Raw genomic sequence first — 18,620 nt, 5'->3', positions numbered from 1 at the left:
GCACGGGCTGGTCGGCCTTGGGGCTCCGGGGGAGTGTTCCCGACTGTGCAGGGGCGCCGGGGTGGGGCCTGCGCGGCCCGGTGCCGGTGGAGGTGGCAGCGTCTCCGAGGGGCACATCCGGAGTTTTCAGTGGCCCGCTCCCGCTCCCGCCTCCGCTTCCGCTTCCGCTCTCGCTCTGCACACGAGTGCGGCCCGCAGGGCCGGGGGGCGCTGCGGGCCGTTTGGGTGGGGGAAGTTCGGCCGGGTCCGGTTCGTTCTACTCGGTGCGCAGGCCGTCCGGGCGCATCAGTCTCAGGAGGGGAGGCAGGCTGAGCAGGGTCACCGCGAGGACCACTCCCGCCGCGGCGCCGGTCATGGACAGCAGGCTTCCCCAGTCCACCCGTACCGCCGTGTCCGTCATCCGCAGCAGGACCGCGCCGAGGGTCAGGCCCACCGCCGATGCCAGCAGCAGGCCCAGCGTGATCGGGATGGCCGTCTGCCACAGCACCGACAGGCTCAGCGTGCGCCGCCGGGTGCCGAAGGCGACCAGCGCCGACAGCAGCTTCTTGCGCTCGCGCAACTGCTCCAGCTGCGACACCAGCAGACTCGCCCCGATCAGCATCAGCACGCACACGGCACCGACGAACAGTCCGGTGCGGATGGAGGCGAACCGGTTGGACTCCTCCGTCGCCGACCAGTCCTCGGCGCGCACCAGCGGACCCAGCGCCGCCGCGGTGTTGCGTACCCGCTCGCGCGCGTCGGAGACGGACGGGTCGAGCGCGATGTACGCCCGCCCGGTCATGGCCTGCGCGGCACCTTCCGGCAGCGCCTTCGGAGTGATCAGGAAGCCGCCCCGTTCCATACCGCTCAGATCCCGGCGCGCGTCCACCTTCCGCAGATCCGCCGGCACCTTCCAGGCGACCTCCCGGCCCGGGGTGGAGCCCGCGTAGCTCGGATCCAGGTACAACGTCCGCCCCGGCTCGGCCAGTCGCGCGGTGTCCGTGTCGTACTCCACGCCGGGGACGGCGAAGACGTCACCGTCCCGGCACGAGGTCAGCCTGGCCTGCTCCCGCAGGGCCGCGCAGTCCCCGACGGTCACCGAGGCGCCCTTCTCGGGGTCCAGGCGCCGGTCCCCGAGCCAGCCCTCGGAGTGGGCGACGATCCGCCGCACGCCCTCGGTCCCGCGCAACCGCTCGGCGGCATCCTCGATACCGACGCCGCCGCCCGTCGTCACCTGCATCTGCGCCTTGGAGACGTCGTAGCCGGTGCTCTTGGTGTAGTCGCTGTCCACCCCGGCGAACAGCATCTGCAGCGCGATGGCCCCGGCCACCGCCACCGCGACGCCGTTGACCAGCCGGGCGGCCGTACCGCTGCTCAACTGAAGCCGCCGTACCGCCAGTTGCCAGGCGATCCCGCCGCCGCCGAGCCGGCCGACGACCGTCTCCACGATCCACGGCAGCAGCGCGGTCACACCGATCAGCAGCAGCATCACACCGCCGACGACGAGGTACTGGTTGAAGTCGCCGTCCTCGTTGCCCTGCCCGACCATCGGGTAGAGCAGCGCGAGTCCGCCGAGCGGCAGCAGCAGCCGCCACCACAGCCTGCGCCGCGCCGGCTTGGCCGTACGCACCACACCGAGCGGCTCGATGACCACCCCGCGCAGCGCCAGCAGCGTCACCAGCACCGCGGCCGCCGGCACCGCCACGGCCACCAGCAGGGCCAGCGCGGGGGAGGGGTTCAGATCGTCCGGGAAGACGCTGAACCGGAACACCTCGACCGAACCCGCGATCTGACGTCCGATCAGGAAGAAGACCGCGCCGAGGACCAGTCCGAGCAGCGCGCCCGCCAGCGCCTCACCGGCCGCGATACGGCGGGTCATCCGGCCGTCGGAGCCCACCAGGCGCAGCGCCGCCAGCCGCCGGTCCCGGCGCTCGCCGCCGAACCGCACGGCCGCCGCGATGAACACCGCGACCGGCATCAGCAGCGCGACGAGGACGACCAGGATCAGGAGGATCAGCACCGGGTCGGACTTCTCGCGGGACGGGTTCGGGTCGCCGTAGCGGTCGATGCGGACCACCTGGCCCCCGTCGACGTACGGTTCGAGCCCTTCGCCGCCCCGGTAGAAGGTCAGATCGGCCGAGCCGACCAGGCCGCTCTGCCCGACGGTCCCGACGATCCGCTCCGGCAGCCGCTCCCGCAGCAGCGCGCCCTCGCCGGACTCCAGCACCCGCTTCAGCGCCGGTGAGACCACCATCTCGCCCGCCGCCGGGAACCTGTCCACCCCGGGCGGCAGCGGCGCGCGCGGCCCCTCGGGCTCCAGGGTCCGCCCCCGTACGTCCGTGCCGCGGAACACCGTGCTCGCCTCGGCGACCAGCAGGGTGTCGTCGGCCGCCTTGGCCGGCACCTCGGAGCTGAAGGTGATGTCGGTGCGCGCGGCGCCCCGGTCGTCCCGGGCGGCCAGCGCGTTCGGGATCGCCGTGGTCAGCAGCAGCAGCGCCACGCCCAGGCCGACCCCGACGGCCGTCAGCACGGCCCGGGTCCAGCCCTCGCGTCCGCCCGCGAAGGCGAATCGGAACCCCAGGGCGAGGTCCCTCCCCCACTGGTTCATACGATCCGCTCCATGTCCCGGGACCGGCCGTCCCGTACGACGATCTCGCGGTCGGAGTAGGCGGCCACCCGTGCCTCGTGCGTGACCAGCACGACGGCGGCGTTGGTGGACCGCGCGGCCTCCGTGAGCAGTTCCATCACGCGCTCGCCGTTGAGGGAGTCCAGCGCGCCGGTCGGCTCGTCGGCGAACAGCACCCGGGGGCCGGTGACCAGCGCACGGGCCACGGCGACCCGCTGCCCCTGGCCGCCGGAGACCTCACCGGGCCGCTTCTTGCGCAGGTCGTCGACCTCCAGCCGTTCCATCCAGGACAGCGCGGTGCGCTCGGCCTCCTTGCGGGCGGTGCCGTTCAGCCGGAGCGGCAGGGCGACGTTCTCGACGCAGGTCAGTTCGGGCACCAACTGGCCGAACTGGAAGACGAAGCCGAACTCCGAGCGCCTGAGCCGGCTGCGCTCGGCGTCGCCCATGGTGGCGAGTTCGCGTCCGGCGTAGGTGATCGACCCGGAGTCGGGCGGCACGATCCCGGCGAGGCAGTGCAGCAGCGTCGACTTCCCGGAGCCGGAGGGGCCCATCACGGCGACGACCTCTCCGGGATGCACGGAGAACTCGGCGCCGTCGAGGGCGACGGTCGGACCGTAGGCCTTGCGCAGCTCCTGGGCCGCGAGCAGGGCACCGGCGGGCGGCGTCACTTGACCACCACCTCGGCCAGCTTGTCGAGCCGCGCGGCGGTCAGTTCCAGCCAGCGCAGATCGGCCTCCAGATGGAACAGGGCGTGGTCGCAGATCAGCTGGTCCGCGAGATCGCCCTTGCGCTTGCGGTCGGTGAGGATCCGCATCATCCGCAGATGCTCGGCGCGCTGGGTGTCGAGGATGTCGGCGGCGTCGCGCCGGGTGAGCAGTGCGAGGACGACCTTGGTGTAGAGCGTGGACTGCAGGTACGGCTCGGGCTTCTCGGGCGTCGCCAGCCACCGCTGTACGTCGGTGACCCCGGCGTCGGTGATGGCGTACCGCTTGCGCTCGGGGCCGCCGCCGGGTTCGATGCCGTCGACCTCGACGAGACCGTGCTTCAGCAGCCGGGACATCGTCGAGTAGACCTGGCCGTAGTGCAGCGGCCGGTCGTGACCGAACTTCTCGTCGAAGGCCCGCTTCAGGTCGTAGCCATGACGCGGGCCTGATTCCAGGAGCCCCAGGAGGGTGTGACCGATGGACATGGCCCGGACTCTACACGCGGTGTATACGCCGCATGTATACGCGCGGTGTGCAGTCGCTGGCGGGGCGTACGGCCGCCCAGGTGGGGGCCTATTGTCACGGTTGTGTCACTGGGGCTCGGGCGGGCCCGCGGGCGGGCGTCCGCGGCGCGGGATCGGCCCCGTCTCCTTCGGCAGGCGCCCCGCCTCGGCGAGCGCCTTGCGCAGCAGGAACTCGATCTGCGCGTTGGCCGAGCGCAGGTCGTCCCCGGCCCAGCGGGCCAGCGCCTCGTAGACGGCCGGGTCCAGCCGCAGCAGCACCTGCTTGCGCTGCGGCCGGCCCTGGGAGGCGGTCACTGGTAGAGCGTCCCCGTGTTGAGCACCGGCTGCGGCGCCCGGTCACCGCACAGCACCACCATCAGGTTCGACACCATCGCCGCCTTGCGCTCCTCGTCCAGTTCCACGATGTCCCGCTCGCCGATCCGCGCGAGCGCCGCCTCGACCATGCCGACGGCTCCGTCCACGATCTGCCGCCGGGCCGCGACGACCGCCCCGGCCTGCTGCCGCTGGAGCATCGCCGAGGCGATCTCGGGGGCGTACGCGAGATGCGTGAAGCGCGACTCGATGATCTGCACCCCGGCCGCCTCCACGCGCGCGTGCAGTTCGGTGGCGAGCTTCTCGGTGATCTCCTCGGCGTTGCCGCGCAGCGAGAGGCCGTCCTCGTCATGGGCGTCGTAGGGGTACTCGATGGCGATGTGCCGGACGGCCGCCTCGGTCTGGGTGGAGACGAACTCCAGGAAGTCGTCCACCTCGAAGCTGGCCTGCGCGGTGTCCTCGACCCTCCAGACGACGACCGCGGCGAGTTCGATCGGGTTGCCGTAGGCGTCGTTGACCTTGAGGACCGCCGTCTCGTGATTGCGGACCCGGGTCGAGATCTTGACCCGGGAGGTGAGCGGGTTCACCCAGCGCAGCCCGTCCTGCCGGATCGTCCCGCGGTACCGCCCGAAGAGCTGGACCACCCGGGCCTCGCCCGGCGCGACCATGTTCAGCCCGCACATCGCGAGGAACGCGGCGAGGGCGATCAGGATGCCGCCGGCGATCAGCGCGGCCTTGGCGCCGGTCCCGTCCACCGTGGTGGCGCCGGCGACGCAGCCCGCGCCGAGGGCGAGCCCGAGCAGGCCGAGCAGCAGCGCGAGTCCGCCGCCGATGCTGTGCGCGGCGAACTCGCGCACCCGCGGCGCGGGCATGTCGGGTACGTCGGGTGCGGTGGTGGTGTGGCTGTTGGACATGGGTCCCCCGGATCTTCCTTCTGGTCTTCCTGCTGGCATAGCTTCCATCTAGCTAAGTGATAACACATTAGCGCAGTCAGGCAACCTTGCGCACCTGTCAGCCGTCGGTTCCAGAGGGACGGGTGCTGATTCTCACGTCCGTAAAAGACCGGATCGGCGGCCCTTTGTCACATCTGACGGTGTTAGCTTTCTGAGCTGACCTGAGCGGCGAACCTGTGTGGCATCGGTGCACACGAGAGCGAAGCGGAGCGGATCGGACTCATGGGACGAGCGGAAGAGAGACGAGCACGGCAGCGCGGTGGCCGCCGCGCGGCGCCCAAGCGTCGCCGCTCGTCCGGCCCGGCCGGCGCCGGCGGCATACGCCGGTTCTTCACCTGGAAGAAGATCCTCGGCACCTTCCTGGGCCTGTTCCTGCTCGGCATCGGCGGCTTCATCGTGCTGTACCTGATGGTGGAGGTGCCCCAGGGCAACGCCGCCGCCCGGCTGCAGAGCAACGTCTACAAGTACAGCGACGGCACGGTCCTCGCCCGCGACGGCAAGGTGAACCGCGAGATCGTGGACCTGTCCAAGGTGCCCGAGGAGATCCGCAACGCCTTCGTCGCCGCCGAGAACAAGTCCTTCTACAAGGACTCCGGCGTCGACTTCAAGGGCACCGCCCGCGGACTGCTCAACACGGTCAGCGGCAAGGGCGCGCAGGGCGGCTCGACGATCACCCAGCAGTACGTCAAGAACTACTACCTCACCCAGGAGCAGACCGTCACCCGCAAGCTGCGGGAACTGGTCATCTCCCTGAAGGTGGACCGCCAGATGTCGAAGGACGAGATCCTCGCGGGCTACCTCAACACCAGCTACTTCGGCCGCAACGCCTACGGCATCCAGGCCGCCGCGCAGGCCTACTACCGGGTCGACGCCGAGAAGCTCAGCGTCGAGCAGGGCGCGTATCTCGCGGCCCTGCTCCAGGCGCCGAGCCAGTACGACTGGGCGGTCGCCTCGGAGACCGGCAAGGAGCTCGTCAGGGCCCGCTGGAACTACGTCCTCGACAACATGGTCGAGGAGGGCTGGCTGAACTCCTCCGACCGGCAGTCGATGGAGTTCCCGGTGCCCAAGGAGCCCAAGGCCGTCGCGGGCCTGGAGGGCCAGAAGGGCTACCTCGTCGAGCTCGCCAACAACCAGCTCGAAGAGCAGCTGATGAAGCAGGAGGGCATCTCCCGCTCCGAGGCCGAGACGCAGGTCAAGAGCCAGGGCTGGACCATCACCCTGAACATCGACCGCAAGCGGCAGGCGCAGCTGGAGAAGGCGGTCGAGACCGAGCTGACCAGCAAGCTGGACCCGAAGGAGCGCCCCGTCGACGCGGACATCCAGGCGGGCGCCGTCTCCGTCGACCCCAAGACGGGGAAGATCGTCGCCCTGTACGGCGGCGAGGACTACTTCAAGCACTACCGCTCCAACGCCACCCGGACCGACTACCAGCCGGCGTCGACGTTCAAGCCGGTCATCCTCGCCGCGGCCCTGGAGAACGGGGCCGAGACCCAGGACGGCGAGACCATCGGCGCGAGCACGGTCTACGACGGCACCAGCAAGCGGCCGGTGGTGGACGCGAACGGCAAGAAGGTCGGCTTCGCCCCGCCGAACGAGGACGACGTCGACTACGGCGACGTCACCGTCCAGACCGCCATGAACAAGTCCGTCAACTCGGTGTTCGCGCAGATGGGCGTGGACGTCGGCATGGACGAGGTGATGGACACCGCCGCCGAGCTGGGCATGGACGACGGCCTCGAGGCGGTGCCCGCGCAGACGCTCGGCACCATGGGCGCCAGCCCGCTCCAGATGGCCGGGGTCTACGCCACCCTCGACAACCACGGCAAGCAGGTCACCCCGACCCTGATCAAGTCCGCCGAGCAGCACAACCGCACGGTCGAGATGCCCGACGCGATCGGCGAGCAGGTCATCAGCCGCGAGGCCGCCGACACCGTGACCTCGGTGCTCACCGGCGTGGTCGACGACGGTACGGCCCGGCGCTCGGTGCGCGACAACCCGGCCCGGGACGGCCAGCAGGTCGCCGGCAAGACGGGTACCTCCGACTTCGGCAGGTCGGCCTGGTTCACCGGATACACGCCGGACCTGGTGACCGCGGTGGGCATGTTCGGCGAGGACGCCAAGTCGGGCGACCAGGTCGACATGAAGGGCGCGACGGGCACCCTGCCCGGCACCGGCCGGGTCAACGGCGGCGGCCTGCCGGCGTCGATCTGGGCGGCGTACACCTTCGGCGTGACGGACACGGACGCCGCGTTCGACCTCGACACCGACCAGGGCGCGGCGGTGGAGCCGACCTGGACGCCGACGCCGACCCAGGAGCCGAGCCGCACCCCCACGCAGGAGCCCACCACCCAGGCCCCGACGACCCAGGCCCCCTCGAAGACCCCGACGCAGACGCCGACCGGCACCCCGACGACCGAAGAGCCGACGGACGAGCCCACGACGGACGCGCCGACCACGACACCGCCGACGGACGAGATCCCCGAGGACCCGGCGGAACCGGGCGAGGACGAGGACGAGTAGCGCGTACGGGCGACACGCATACGGCCGACCACGGCACGAACGGCGAAGGGGCGCCCGGTCCGCACCGGGCGCCCCTTCGTCGTACCGTCCGCGGCGCTCAGCCGCGGTTGAGCTCGAACCACACCACCTTGCCGGTGCTGAGCCGGGTGGCCCCCCACCGCCGGGCCAGCTTGTTGACGAGATACAGCCCCCGGCCGCCCTCGTCCGTCGCGCGGGCCTGCCGGAGCCGGGGCAGCTGCGGCACGTCGTCGCCCACCTCGCACCGCAGCACATCCGTGCGCAGCAGCCGCAGCGTGACCGGCCGGGACGTGTACCGCACCGCGTTGGTGACGACCTCGCTCACCAGCAGCTCGACCGAGTCGGACATGTCCTCCATCCCCCACCGGGACAGTGCGCGCCGGGCCAGCCGCCGTGCCCGCCCGGGCGCCGCGTCCTCCGGCTCCAGGTACCAGTACGCCACGTCGCTCGGCGCGATCCCGTCGAAGCGGGCGGCGAGCAGCGCGATGTCGTCGTCCCGGTCACCGGGGCCGAGCATGTCCAGCACCTCGTCGCACAGCGCCTCCAGCGGCGGCGGATGATCCGGCCCGGTCAGCTGGGCGGTCGCGGCGAGCTTCTCGCGCAGTTGCTCTATCCCGGTCCACACGTCCCGCAGCCGCGACTCCACCAGACCGTCGGTGTACAACAGCAGGGTGGCGCCGGCCGGCGCGTCCAGCTCCACCGCCTCGAAGTCGACCCCGCCGACCCCGATCGGCGCGCCCGGCGGCACCCGCAGCACCTCGGCCCGGCCGCCCAAGTGCAGCAGGACCGGCGGCGGATGACCGGCGTTGGCGATCGTGATGCGATGCGCGACCGGGTCGTACACGGCGTACAGACAGGTCGCCATGCGGTCCGTGCCGAGCCGCTGGGCCTGCTCGTCGAGGTGGTGCAGCACCTCCTGCGGCGGCAGGTCCAGGCCCGCGAGCGTCTGGGCCGTGGTCCGCAACTGCCCCATGATCGCGGCGGAGGTCATGGAGTGGCCCATGACATCGCCCACCACCAGCGCCACCCGGCTGCCCGGCAGCGGGATCGCGTCGTACCAGTCGCCGCCCACCCGCGCGGTCTCGGCGGCCGGCAGATAGCGGGACGCGAGCCGTACGCCGGTCGGCCGGGGGAGGGTCTCGGGCAGCATCGTGCGCTGCAGCTCGTCCGCGATGTACGCCTCACGGCCGTACAGCACCGCCTTGTCGATGCCGAGCGCGCTGTGCGTGGCGAGCTGGGCGGCGACCAGGAGGTCGTCCGCCTCGAACGCGACGCGCTCGGGGCGGCGCAGGAAGATCGCGGCGCCGATCACCCGGCGCCGGCCGCGCAGCGGCGCGAGGATCGCGCGCTGGCCGGTGGGGACCACCAGATCCCCGTCGTCACCGAGGAGTTCGGGCAGCGCGGCGCTGGCCGCGGGCGCGTCGGCGAACACCGGACGGACCCCGCGCAGTACTTCGGCGAGCGCGCCGCCGGGCCGCACCTCGCACAACTCGGAGGTCGCGGCGGACAGTTCGGCCAGCTCGGTCGGCTCCGGCACGCCCTGCGCGGGCAGGAAACCGCCGTCGGTGTCCCGCTCCTCCGGTATCCGGTCGGTGCGGCGCAGCCGCAGCACGACGGGCCCGGTGGGCCGCTCGTCGCCGACCGGCAGCGGGTCGCGGAGGTAGACGAGGATCGCGTCCGAGAAGGTCGGCACCGTCGCCCGGCACAGCCCCATCACGATCTCGTCGAGGTCGATGCCGCGGGCGATCCGCCGGGTCGCGGCGCCCACGAAACGCAGCCGGTCCCCGTCCCGCCGCATCGGCGTGGGACGGCCCGGCGGCACTCCTTGCCCGCTGCGGCGCTCCTCCGGGGCCGGCGTGCTACCCGGCTGCGCCGGGATGCCCTCCGGGACCGGCCGGGGGCGGTGGGTGTCGGCCTCCGCGGCGGCGGAGGGCTGCGCATGCTCGGGACCGTTGCTCACGGGGGCCTTGTCGTTGCCGGACGGGGCGGTGGTGCCCGGGGTGGAGGGCGGTTCGCCGGTGCGCGCCTGCGCCGGTAACGCGCCGGCGCCGGGCGCGTGGGACGGGGTCGGGGTACGCAGGAGCGCCCCGCGGGGATCCGCGGGGTCGGCGCCCGGGGGGCGCTCGAACGAGGTCGGCTGCTCCGTCACGCGTGTCGCATCCATCCGTCCGGGGCGTGTTGTTCGTCCCGCCGAAGTCCCGATACCCGCAATACCTGCCCCAGGAACGGAATTCCCGCGTGGCCAGGGGCAGTTCCTGTGTCACCGGCGGGCTGTGCGCCGCTCGGCCCGGTGTTGCCCTCGTACCCCTCGCTCACGTCCAGCCGCCCCTCGGTGACGATCGGTCAAGCCCAGTGCACGCTCCGCTAGTTGCCACCGCGCGCCCTTGCGGAGGACGATCCTACGTTTCATGCCCGGGGGCGCATCAAGGGTCTCATGAGGACATGTGCGCGGGCGTACGTCCTGCGTCCTCCGGCAGTGCTCGCGGCGGTTCTTCCGGCAGCGTCTCCGGCAACTCCTCCGGCATTTCCTCCGGCATTTCCTCCGGCAGTGACGGTACAGCCCAGGACGGGTTCGGGCGCCAGTGTTGCCAGCCGTCCGAGAACGGTGACCCCCAGGCGCGGATCACCTCCACCGCGGAACGCCCGGCCTCCCGGACCCGTTCGGCGGTGCGGGCGTCCATCAGGCCGTCCTGCTGGGCCTGCGCGAACTCGTCCTCGTCGCGCCAGCCCCAAGTCCGGTCAGGGTACACACAGATGTCCAGGAAGTGGTCCTCGGAATCCACCCCGCCCGGCCGGCGGACCAGCGGCTCCTCCAGGTTCACGTACCAGTTCTTGAACCGCCAGCCCGCATCCCAGAACAGCCACACCGACCACGGCTGCCCGGGTCTGGCCAGTTTCAGCACCCCGGTGCCGAGCCAGCGGCCCCGCTGCACCGTACGCGGCTTGGTGTAGCGCGACCGCAAGGGCTCCGCGTGCACGGGGGTGCCGTCCGCCAGCGCGGGCTTGAGACACGCGGTCCCGGGCGCCAGCCATACGGCGAGCAGCTCCGGATCGTCCCGGACGACGGTCACCGGACGCACGATGTGGAAGCGTGCGCCGCCGTTCTCCCGGTACCGCCACAGAATGTGACTGCCCGGCGCCCAGTGCGCCGCAGTGCCGCCCGCTTCCACCGTCGTCATCGCTCCACCGTCCGCCATGCACAGATAGTAGGTGTCACCGACCGCCGCCGCTGCGGCGAACGTCACCGTCCGCGGGCCCGGCGCCGATCGTCACGGGCGCGTCATCCGCAGGACATCCAGCGCTTCGTCCAGCTCAGCCAGGGTCAGGTCGCCGCGCTCCACATACCCGCCCTCCAGCACGACTTGACGGATCGTCCGGCGCTGCGCGAGCGCCTTCTTGGCGACCTTGGCGGCCTCCTCGTACCCGATGTACTTGTTCAGCGGCGTGACCACGGACGGTGACGACTCGGCGTACTCGCGGGCCCGTTCACGGTGCGCGACGATGCCGTCGACCGTCCGGTCGGCGAGCAGCCGGGAGACGTTGGCGAGCAGCCGGATCGATTCCAGGACGTTCTTCGCGATGACCGGGAGCATCACATTGAGCTCGAAGTTGCCCGCGGCCCCGGCGGTGGCGACGGTGGCGTCGTTCCCGGTGACCTGGGCGGCGACCATCAGCACCGCCTCCGGGATGACCGGATTGACCTTCCCCGGCATGATCGAGGAGCCGGGCTGGAGGTCCGGCAGCGAGATCTCCGCGAGCCCGGTGCGCGGTCCGGAGGCCATCCACCGCAGATCATTGGCGATCTTCGTCAGCCCGACCGCGATGGTCCGCAGCTGCCCGCTGATCTCCACCACGCCGTCCCGCGCGCCCTGCGCCTCGAAGTGGTCGCGCGCCTCGGTCAGCGGCAGCCCCGTGGCCCGGGCGACCTCCTCGATGACGGCGGCGGAGAAGCCGGGCGGGGTGTTGATGCCGGTGCCGACCGCGGTACCGCCCAGCGGCAGCTCGGCCAGCCGGGGGAGCGAGGCCTCCAGCCGCTCGATCCCGTACCGGACCTGGGCGGCGTACCCGCCGAACTCCTGCCCCATCGTGACCGGCGTGGCATCCATGAGATGGGTGCGCCCGGACTTCACGACGTCCGCGAACTCCTCCGCCTTGCGGGCGAGGGAGTCGCCGAGGTGCCGGAGCGCCGGGATCAGATCGCGGGTGACGGCGGCGGTGGCCGCGATGTGGATGGAGGACGGGAAGACGTCGTTGGACGACTGCGACGCGTTCACATGGTCATTGGGGTGTACGTCCCGGCCGAGCCGTTCGCTGGCGAGCGTGGCGATGACCTCGTTGGCGTTCATGTTGGACGAGGTGCCCGAGCCGGTCTGGAAGACGTCGACGGGGAAGTGCTCGTCCCACGTCCCGTCCGCGACCTCGGCGGCGGCCCGCTGGATCGCCTCGGCCACGTCCTTGTCGACCACGCCCAGCTCGGCGTTCACCTTCGCCGCGGCGCCCTTGATCCGCGCCAGCGCCTCGATGTGCGCCCGCTCGATCCGCTGCCCGGACACCGGGAAGTTCTCCACGGCACGCTGGGTCTGGGCCCGCCACTTGGCGTGGGCGGGCACCCGCACCTCGCCCATGGAGTCGTGCTCGATGCGATAGCTCTGCTCTTCGTCGGCCACTGCCGATCACCTCCACCTGGCACAGCGCCCCGGACATGTCACCTGTTCCCCGTCGGCGCTGATCGTCACGGCGCGCGGCGGGAGGGGCAGGGGCGGACAATGAAGGAACGCAGGGGGGCCGCAGGGGGGGCTCGTCACCCCACGGGAGGCACGACATGCTCCGCAGCATCAGGACGCTCGGCGCGCTCGGCACCGGTCTGGCGGCGGCGACCGCCCTCGTCATGGCGGCTCCCGCGGCGGCGCAGGAGGACGACTTCACCCTCTACGCCCGGGAGGTCGCGGGCGACGAGGAGGAGCAGCAGCAGGCGCCCGAGGTCGGCGACACCTTCTCCTTCGCCGACGACCTCTACCGGGAGAAGGGCGGCGACAAGGTGGGCCGGGACGGCGTCGCCTGCACGGTCGTCCGCACCGGCGACCCCATGGACATCCAGTGCCTCGGCACCTTCGTCCTGTCCGGCGGCCAGATCACCGCACAGGTGCTCATGACGGTCCCGCTGAACGAGTCGGCCGAGCTGCCCGCCTTCGACGCCTCCGTCACCGGCGGAACCGGCGACTACCGCGGCGCGAGCGGCCAGATCAGCTTCACGGACGACGGGGACTACCAGCGACTGGACTTCGACCTGGGCTGAGCGCCGGGTCACCGGGTGCGGAGCCGCTCGTCGGGGCGCGGCGCGGCGGGCCGCTCTCCCGCCGCGCCCAAGGCGCTACGCCAGCCCGGGGCCCCGTACCGGGATCGACGTGAACGTCGGGGCGGGGGCCGGGTCCTGGAAGAAGTCGTTGCCCTTGTCGTCCACGACGATGAACGCCGGGAAGTCCTCGACCTCGATCTTCCAGACCGCCTCCATGCCGAGCTCCTCGTACTCGACGACCTCGACCTTCTTGATGCAGTCCTGGGCGAGGCGCGCGGCCGGGCCGCCGATGGAGCCCAGGTAGAAGCCGCCGTGGGTGCCGCAGGCGTCGGTGACCTGCTTGCTGCGGTTGCCCTTGGCCAGCATCACCTTGGAGCCGCCCGCCGCCTGGAACTGCTCGACGTAGGAGTCCATGCGGCCGGCCGTGGTCGGGCCGAAGGAGCCCGACGCGTAGCCCTCGGGGGTCTTCGCGGGACCGGCGTAGTACACCGGGTGGTCCTTCAGGTACTGCGGCATCTCCTCGCCCGCGTCCAGCCGCTCCTTGATCTTGGCGTGCGCGATGTCACGGGCCACCACCAGCGGGCCGGTGAGCGAGAGCCGGGTCTTCACCGGGTACTTGGTGAGCTCGGCGAGGATCGTCTCCATCGGCTGGTTCAGGTCGATCTTCACGACGTCCGCCGAGTCGTCGAGGTGCTCGTCCGTCGTGTCCGGCAGGAAGCGCGCCGGGTCGGTCTCCAGCTGCTCCAGGAAGACGCCCTCGGCGGTGATCTTCGCGACCGCCTGGCGGTCGGCGGAGCAGGAGACGGCGATGGCGACCGGGCAGGAGGCACCGTGCCGCGGCAGCCGGACCACGCGCACGTCGTGGCAGAAGTACTTGCCGCCGAACTGCGCGCCGATCCCGATCTTCTGCGTCAGCTCGAAGACCTTCTCCTCCAGCTCCTTGTCCCGGAACCCGTGCCCGAGCGGCGAGCCCTCGGCCGGGATCTCGTCCAGGTAGTGCGCGGAGGCGTACTTGGCGGTCTTCAGCGCGTACTCGGCGGAGGTGCCGCCGACGACGATGGCCAGGTGGTACGGCGGGCAGGCGGCCGTACCGAGCGAACGGATCTTCTCCTCCAGGAACTTCATCATGGAGGCCTCGTTCAGGACGGCCTTCGTCTCCTGGTAGAGGAAGGACTTGTTGGCGGAGCCGCCGCCCTTGGCCATGAAGAGGAACTTGTAGGCGCCGCCGTCGGTGGCGTACAGCTCGATCTGCGCGGGGAGGTTGGAGCCGGTGTTCTTCTCCTCCCACATGGTCAGCGGGGCCATCTGCGAGTAGCGGAGGTTGAGGTTCAGGTACGCGTCGTGGATACCGCGCGAGAGGGCCTCCTCGTCCCCGCCCTCGGTCAGCACGTTCTGCCCGCGCTTGCCCATCACGATCGCCGTGCCGGTGTCCTGGCACATCGGCAGGACGCCCGCCGCCGCGATGTTCGCGTTCTTCAGCAGGTCCAGGGCGACGAACTTGTCGTTGCTGGACGCCTCGGGGTCGTCGATGATCCGCCGCAGCTGCGCCAGGTGCGCGGGGCGCAGGTAGTGCTGGATGTCGTGGATGGCCTCGGCGGCGAGCTTGCGCAGCGCCTCCGGCTCGACCTTGAGGAACGTCCGCCCGTCGGCCTCGAAGGTGGAGACACCCTCGGAGGTCACCAGCCGGTACGGGGTGGTGTCCTCTCCCATGGGGAGCAGATCGGTGTACGCGAACTCAGGCATGTCGCCCATTCCTCACTCGACAGATGCGGCGGCTGACCTCCGTCGGTCAGCGCCCACCAGCGTAGGACCTGCCGCCGGAGGCGGGCTTGTGAGGTAAGGCTCAGTTCGACCCGGACGGGGACTGTCGCGATCTATCGTGAGTGGGTACGCTGCTGCCGTGGACCTTCAGAAGCAGACCGCGCCCGCCGCCGAGCTCCGTGCCTCCGACGCCGACCGCGACCGGATCGCGGACATCCTCCGCGAGGCGCTCGCCGAGGGGCGCCTCACCCCCGACGAGCACAGCGAGCGGGTGGAAGGGGTGCTGGCCGCCAAGACGGTGGGCGAGCTGGAGGTCTTCATCAAGGACCTGCCCGCGGCCCACGGTCCCCGGCCGGCGGCCTCGTACGCCCGCATCCCGAGCCGCCCCGCCAACCTCCCCACCGACCCCGACGACACCGCCGTCGCGATCTTCAGCAGCGCCGTCCGCAAGGGCCGTTGGCGCGCCGGCCGCCGGATCCACGCGTACGCGATCTTCGGCAGCGTGGAGATCGACCTCAGTGAGGCGCTCTTCGAGTACCAGCAGGTCGTGGTCAAGGCGGTCTCGGTCTTCGGCAGCGTCGAGATCCGCGTCCCGGAGAACGTGTCGCTGCGCGGCACCGGCGGCGGCGTCCTCGGCAGCTTCGAGGTGGACACGCTGGACGCGGAGGACGCGGCGGCGCCCGTGGTCTACGTCGACGGGTGGGCCGTACTGGGCAGCATCGAGGCCAGGCCCCGGCGCGGCAAGCTGGTCACCGACATCCTCGACCGGGTCCACGCCAAGGTCGGGAAGAGTTTGCGCAAGCATCTGAATCATTGACAGACGCGAATCCGAGGGGAACCGAAAACAACCGGTCCGCTCATCCGGCCGCGCAGGAGCCCCCGGAATCCAGCGCTTCGGAACTGCCTGCATAGGCGCGCGCACAGCGGGTAGACCTTGCTGCATCGTCTCTCGCTCGCGAAGCCGTCGTCAGGAGTAGACCGTGCTGCAACCGCCGCATTCGTCCCTGCATGTCGCTGCCGTTCCGGCCCAGCGGGAGCCAGTGCGAGACAGGGACCAAGACGCGCCCTGGCACACCGAGGCGGTGTGCCGGCGCGACGAGGCCGGCCTGTTCTTCGCCCCTTCCAAGGAGCCCACCGCGGCCCGGCTCTCCCGCGAGGAGGCGGCCAAGCGAGTCTGCGCGCGCTGCCCGGTCATGGTCGAATGCCGCGAACACGCCCTCCTCCAGCCCGAGCCCTACGGGGTGTGGGGCGGCCTCACCGCGGCGGAACGCCGCGTGGTGCTGGCCCGCCGCAGGCGCCGCGACCTCGAACTGAAGAAGGCGGCGAGGACGGCGGGCCGCATAGCCCAGGCCGGCTGAGCCGCACAGGGCAGAGGAAAGGCGCCCCCTCCGCACCGGGGGCGCCCATCGGCCGCTGACCGGCCCCGCTACTTGGCCGTCTGCTTGGCCTGCTGCGTGGCCCGCTACTTGGCCCGGTCGAAGTCGATCGCGCTGTACGCCCGCAGCTTGCTCAGCCGGTGCTCGGAGTCGATCCGCCGCACCGTCCCGGACTTGGACCGCATCACGATCGACTCGGTGACCGCGGAGTCCGCCCGGTACCGCACGCCCCGCAGCAGCTCACCGTCGGTGATGCCGGTGGCGACGAAGAACACGTTCTCACCTTGGACGAGGTCCTCGGTCGTCAGCACCCGGTCGAGATCGTGCCCGGCGTCGATCGCCCGCTGCCGCTCCTCGTCGTCCTTCGGCCACAGCTTGCCCTGGATGGTGCCGCCGAGACACTTCACGGCACAGGCCGAGATGATCCCCTCCGGCGTACCGCCGATGCCGAGGAGCATGTCGACGCCGGTGCCCTCGCGCAGGGCGTAGATCGAAGCCGCGACGTCACCGTCGGAGATCAGCTTGATGCGGGCGCCGGCGTCCCGGATCTCCTTGATGATCCCCTCGTGCCGGGGCCGGTCGAGGATCACCACGGTGACGTCCTCCGGCGTGGACCGCTTCGCCTTGGCGACCCGGCGGATGTTGACCGAGACCGGAGCGTTGATGTCGACGAAGTCGGCGGCCTCGGGCCCGGTGACCAGCTTGTCCATGTAGAAGACGGCCGACGGGTCGAACATCGCCCCGCGCTCGGTGGCCGCGAGGACGGCGATCGCGTTCGGCATGCCCTTGGCGGTCAGCGTGGTGCCGTCGATCGGGTCGACGGCGATGTCCACCTCGGGCCCGGTGCCGTCGCCGACCCGCTCCCCGTTGAAGAGCATCGGCGCCTCGTCCTTCTCGCCCTCACCGATGACGACGACGCCGTTCATCGAGACGGTGGAGACGAGGGTGCGCATCGCGCGCACCGCGGCACCGTCGGCGCCGTTCTTGTCGCCGCGCCCGACCCAGCGGCCCGCGGCCATGGCGGCTGCTTCGGTGACCCGGACGAGTTCCAGGGCGAGGTTGCGGTCGGGGGCCTCGGAGGGGACATCGAGTTCGGACGGCAAGTGATGATGTTCGGTCATCGGAGCGCACCTTTCTGATACGACGACGGCCGGATGAGGGTGATGGCGACGACTCTATCGTCAGGCTTGCAGAATGAGCAGGGGGCCCCACGGATGAGCGGACCGGGCACCTGCGACGATAGGGACGTGGCAGGTACGAACGCTAAGCAGAAGTCGGTCCGCAACATGGTCCTCTCCCTCGCGGTGACCATCTTCGCGGCGGGGGTCGTGTACCTCTTCATCCCGCACGAGGAGTCCGCTCCGGACCTCAAGCGGGTCGACTACCGGGTGGAGCTGCTCACCGCGCGCCGCGCGGGGTCCTACCCCGTGGCCGCACCCGAGGGGCTGGCCGAGGAGTGGAAGGCGACCTCGGTGTGGTTCCGGGGCGACCAGTCCGACGCCTGGCACCTCGGCTTCCACGCCCCGGACGGGGAGTACGTCCAGGTCCGGCAGTCGGCGGCGCGGAAGGTGAAGCCGTTCCTCGACGACGCCACCCAGGGCGGCCACGCGACGAAGGCCACCCAGCAGATCGACGGCGCGACGTGGACCCGCTGGACCGGCGGCCGCTACGACGCGCTGGTGCTGCAGGAGGACGGCTCGACGACCGTCGTGGCGGGCACGGGCTCGTTCGCGCAGCTGGCGGAGATGGCGGGCGCGCTGAAGGCGGAGTAGGCCCGGCCGCACGCGCATGACGAAGGCCCCCGGCGCGCTGCCGGGGGCCTTCCTCACGGGGCCTTCCTCGCGGGGCCTGCTCAGACGGTCGTGATGACCTCGTCGTAGGACAGCCGCGGGGAGCGCGGGAACCAGGCGTCGGGGCCCGGCTTGCCGATGTTGACCACCATCAGCGGGGTGTGGTCGTCGTCCAGGAACTCCTTGCGGACGCCCTCGAAGTCCAGACCGGTCATCGGGCCGGCGGCCAGGCCCGCGGCGCGGACGCCGATGATGAAGTACGCGGCCTGGAGGGCGGCGTTCAGCGCGGCGGAGCCCTCGCGGACCGGACGCTCGGCGAAGAAGGCGTCCTTGGCCTGCGGGAAGTGCGGGAGGAGCCGCGGCAGTTCCTCGTGGAACTCGTTGTCCGCGGCGAGGATCGCGACCAGCGGGGCGACGGCGGTCTTGGCCTGGTTGCCCTCGGCCAGGTGCTGGACCAGACGCTCGCGGGCCTCGGGGGAGCGGACCAGGGTGACGCGCAGCGGCGACTGGTTGAAGGCGGTGGGGCCGTACTTGACCAGGTCGTAGATCGCCTGGACCTGCTCGTCGGTCACCGGCTCGTCGGTGAAGGTGTTCGCGGTGCGGGCCTCGCGGAACAGCAGGTCCTGGGCGGCGGGGTCAAGAACGAGAGACATGGGTGAACCTTCTCGGGGTGTGCGTCGGATCCGTGCGACGGATCAGCTGACACGTCAACCATAAGCGAGTGAAGTTCAACGTTCAACAAAAGGGGGGTGGGGGGTGAT

The 18,620-nt window shown here is 71.3% G+C and carries 16 protein-coding genes; 5 read left to right on the top strand and 11 right to left on the bottom strand.

Features of this window, described 5'->3' with window-relative positions:
• Positions 1-256: 256 nt before the first annotated feature.
• The 5 genes from ACWD1Z_RS01710 to ACWD1Z_RS01690 all read right to left on the bottom strand — a co-directional run bounded on the left by ACWD1Z_RS01710 (position 257) and on the right by ACWD1Z_RS01690 (position 5,059).
• Positions 257-2,587 carry an ABC transporter permease gene (locus tag ACWD1Z_RS01710; RefSeq protein WP_451114648.1) on the bottom strand — a complete coding sequence of 777 codons (2,331 nt, stop codon included), beginning with the start codon at positions 2,585-2,587 and terminating at the stop codon, positions 257-259.
• Positions 2,584-3,273 (bottom strand): ABC transporter ATP-binding protein, encoded by a 690-nt coding sequence (locus ACWD1Z_RS01705; protein WP_451114646.1) that lies wholly within the window; start codon positions 3,271-3,273, stop codon positions 2,584-2,586. Before ACWD1Z_RS01705 ends, ACWD1Z_RS01710 begins: the two co-directional genes overlap by 4 nt.
• The gene (locus ACWD1Z_RS01700; protein ID WP_250077429.1) at positions 3,270-3,794 is read right to left on the bottom strand and encodes a PadR family transcriptional regulator; all 525 of its coding nucleotides are present in this window, start codon (positions 3,792-3,794) and stop codon (positions 3,270-3,272) included. The genes ACWD1Z_RS01705 and ACWD1Z_RS01700 overlap by 4 nt, the downstream gene beginning before the upstream one ends.
• A 105-nt stretch (positions 3,795-3,899) precedes the next feature.
• Entirely contained in the window at positions 3,900-4,127 is a 228-nt protein-coding gene (locus ACWD1Z_RS01695) for a hypothetical protein (RefSeq protein ID WP_451114644.1), read from the bottom strand.
• Positions 4,124-5,059 carry an SPFH domain-containing protein gene (locus ACWD1Z_RS01690; RefSeq protein WP_451114642.1) on the bottom strand — a complete coding sequence of 312 codons (936 nt, stop codon included), beginning with the start codon at positions 5,057-5,059 and terminating at the stop codon, positions 4,124-4,126. Before ACWD1Z_RS01690 ends, ACWD1Z_RS01695 begins: the two co-directional genes overlap by 4 nt.
• A 261-nt stretch (positions 5,060-5,320) precedes the next feature.
• Here ACWD1Z_RS01690 and ACWD1Z_RS01685 point away from each other — a divergent pair, with 261 nt between their 5' ends.
• Positions 5,321-7,618 (top strand): transglycosylase domain-containing protein, encoded by a 2,298-nt coding sequence (locus ACWD1Z_RS01685; protein WP_451114640.1) that lies wholly within the window; start codon positions 5,321-5,323, stop codon positions 7,616-7,618.
• A 97-nt stretch (positions 7,619-7,715) separates the two neighbouring features.
• Here the strand turns inward: ACWD1Z_RS01685 and ACWD1Z_RS01680 are convergent, their stop codons facing one another.
• From ACWD1Z_RS01680 to ACWD1Z_RS01670, 3 genes are all read right to left on the bottom strand, one after another.
• Positions 7,716-9,785, bottom strand: coding sequence for a SpoIIE family protein phosphatase (locus ACWD1Z_RS01680; protein WP_451114639.1), 2,070 nt, complete (start codon positions 9,783-9,785; stop codon positions 7,716-7,718).
• Positions 9,786-10,068: 283 nt separating this feature from the next.
• Complete coding sequence (gene fomD, locus ACWD1Z_RS01675; RefSeq protein WP_451114637.1) at positions 10,069-10,833, bottom strand: cytidylyl-2-hydroxypropylphosphonate hydrolase; 765 nt, start codon at positions 10,831-10,833, stop codon at positions 10,069-10,071.
• A gap of 72 nt (positions 10,834-10,905) precedes the next feature.
• On the bottom strand, positions 10,906-12,303 hold the full coding sequence (locus ACWD1Z_RS01670; protein WP_451114635.1) for a class II fumarate hydratase: 1,398 nt from the start codon (positions 12,301-12,303) through the stop codon (positions 10,906-10,908).
• A 155-nt stretch (positions 12,304-12,458) separates the two neighbouring features.
• Between ACWD1Z_RS01670 and ACWD1Z_RS01665 the strand changes: the two genes are divergently transcribed.
• A complete protein-coding gene (locus ACWD1Z_RS01665; RefSeq protein ID WP_451114633.1) occupies positions 12,459-12,932 on the top strand; it encodes an allene oxide cyclase barrel-like domain-containing protein in 474 nt (157 codons plus the stop codon).
• A gap of 75 nt (positions 12,933-13,007) precedes the next feature.
• On the opposite strand, the gene ACWD1Z_RS01660 is transcribed toward ACWD1Z_RS01665, so the two are convergent.
• On the bottom strand, positions 13,008-14,675 hold the full coding sequence (locus tag ACWD1Z_RS01660; protein ID WP_351979888.1) for a fumarate hydratase: 1,668 nt from the start codon (positions 14,673-14,675) through the stop codon (positions 13,008-13,010).
• Between the two features lie 157 nt (positions 14,676-14,832).
• Here ACWD1Z_RS01660 and ACWD1Z_RS01655 point away from each other — a divergent pair, with 157 nt between their 5' ends.
• Both ACWD1Z_RS01655 and ACWD1Z_RS01650 read left to right on the top strand, forming a co-directional pair.
• Positions 14,833-15,510: a DUF1707 SHOCT-like domain-containing protein gene (locus ACWD1Z_RS01655; protein WP_451114631.1), complete on the top strand. Its 678-nt coding sequence runs from the start codon at positions 14,833-14,835 to the stop codon at positions 15,508-15,510.
• Between the two features lie 163 nt (positions 15,511-15,673).
• Positions 15,674-16,051 carry a WhiB family transcriptional regulator gene (locus tag ACWD1Z_RS01650; RefSeq protein WP_451114629.1) on the top strand — a complete coding sequence of 126 codons (378 nt, stop codon included), beginning with the start codon at positions 15,674-15,676 and terminating at the stop codon, positions 16,049-16,051.
• 104 nt (positions 16,052-16,155) lie between these two features.
• On the opposite strand, the gene glpX is transcribed toward ACWD1Z_RS01650, so the two are convergent.
• Complete coding sequence (glpX, locus tag ACWD1Z_RS01645; RefSeq protein WP_250077439.1) at positions 16,156-17,190, bottom strand: class II fructose-bisphosphatase; 1,035 nt, start codon at positions 17,188-17,190, stop codon at positions 16,156-16,158.
• Positions 17,191-17,316: 126 nt separating this feature from the next.
• On the opposite strand from glpX, the gene ACWD1Z_RS01640 reads away from it, so the two are divergent.
• Positions 17,317-17,841 carry a DUF4245 domain-containing protein gene (locus ACWD1Z_RS01640; protein ID WP_451114627.1) on the top strand — a complete coding sequence of 175 codons (525 nt, stop codon included), beginning with the start codon at positions 17,317-17,319 and terminating at the stop codon, positions 17,839-17,841.
• Between the two features lie 80 nt (positions 17,842-17,921).
• On the opposite strand, the gene ACWD1Z_RS01635 is transcribed toward ACWD1Z_RS01640, so the two are convergent.
• The gene (locus tag ACWD1Z_RS01635; RefSeq protein WP_451114625.1) at positions 17,922-18,512 is read right to left on the bottom strand and encodes a malonic semialdehyde reductase; all 591 of its coding nucleotides are present in this window, start codon (positions 18,510-18,512) and stop codon (positions 17,922-17,924) included.
• Between the last annotated feature and the right edge of the window lie 108 nt (positions 18,513-18,620).

The sequence above is a fragment of the Streptomyces sp. NPDC002784 genome, from assembly GCF_053592135.1.
This window is presented reverse-complemented; position numbering and strand designations above follow the sequence as displayed.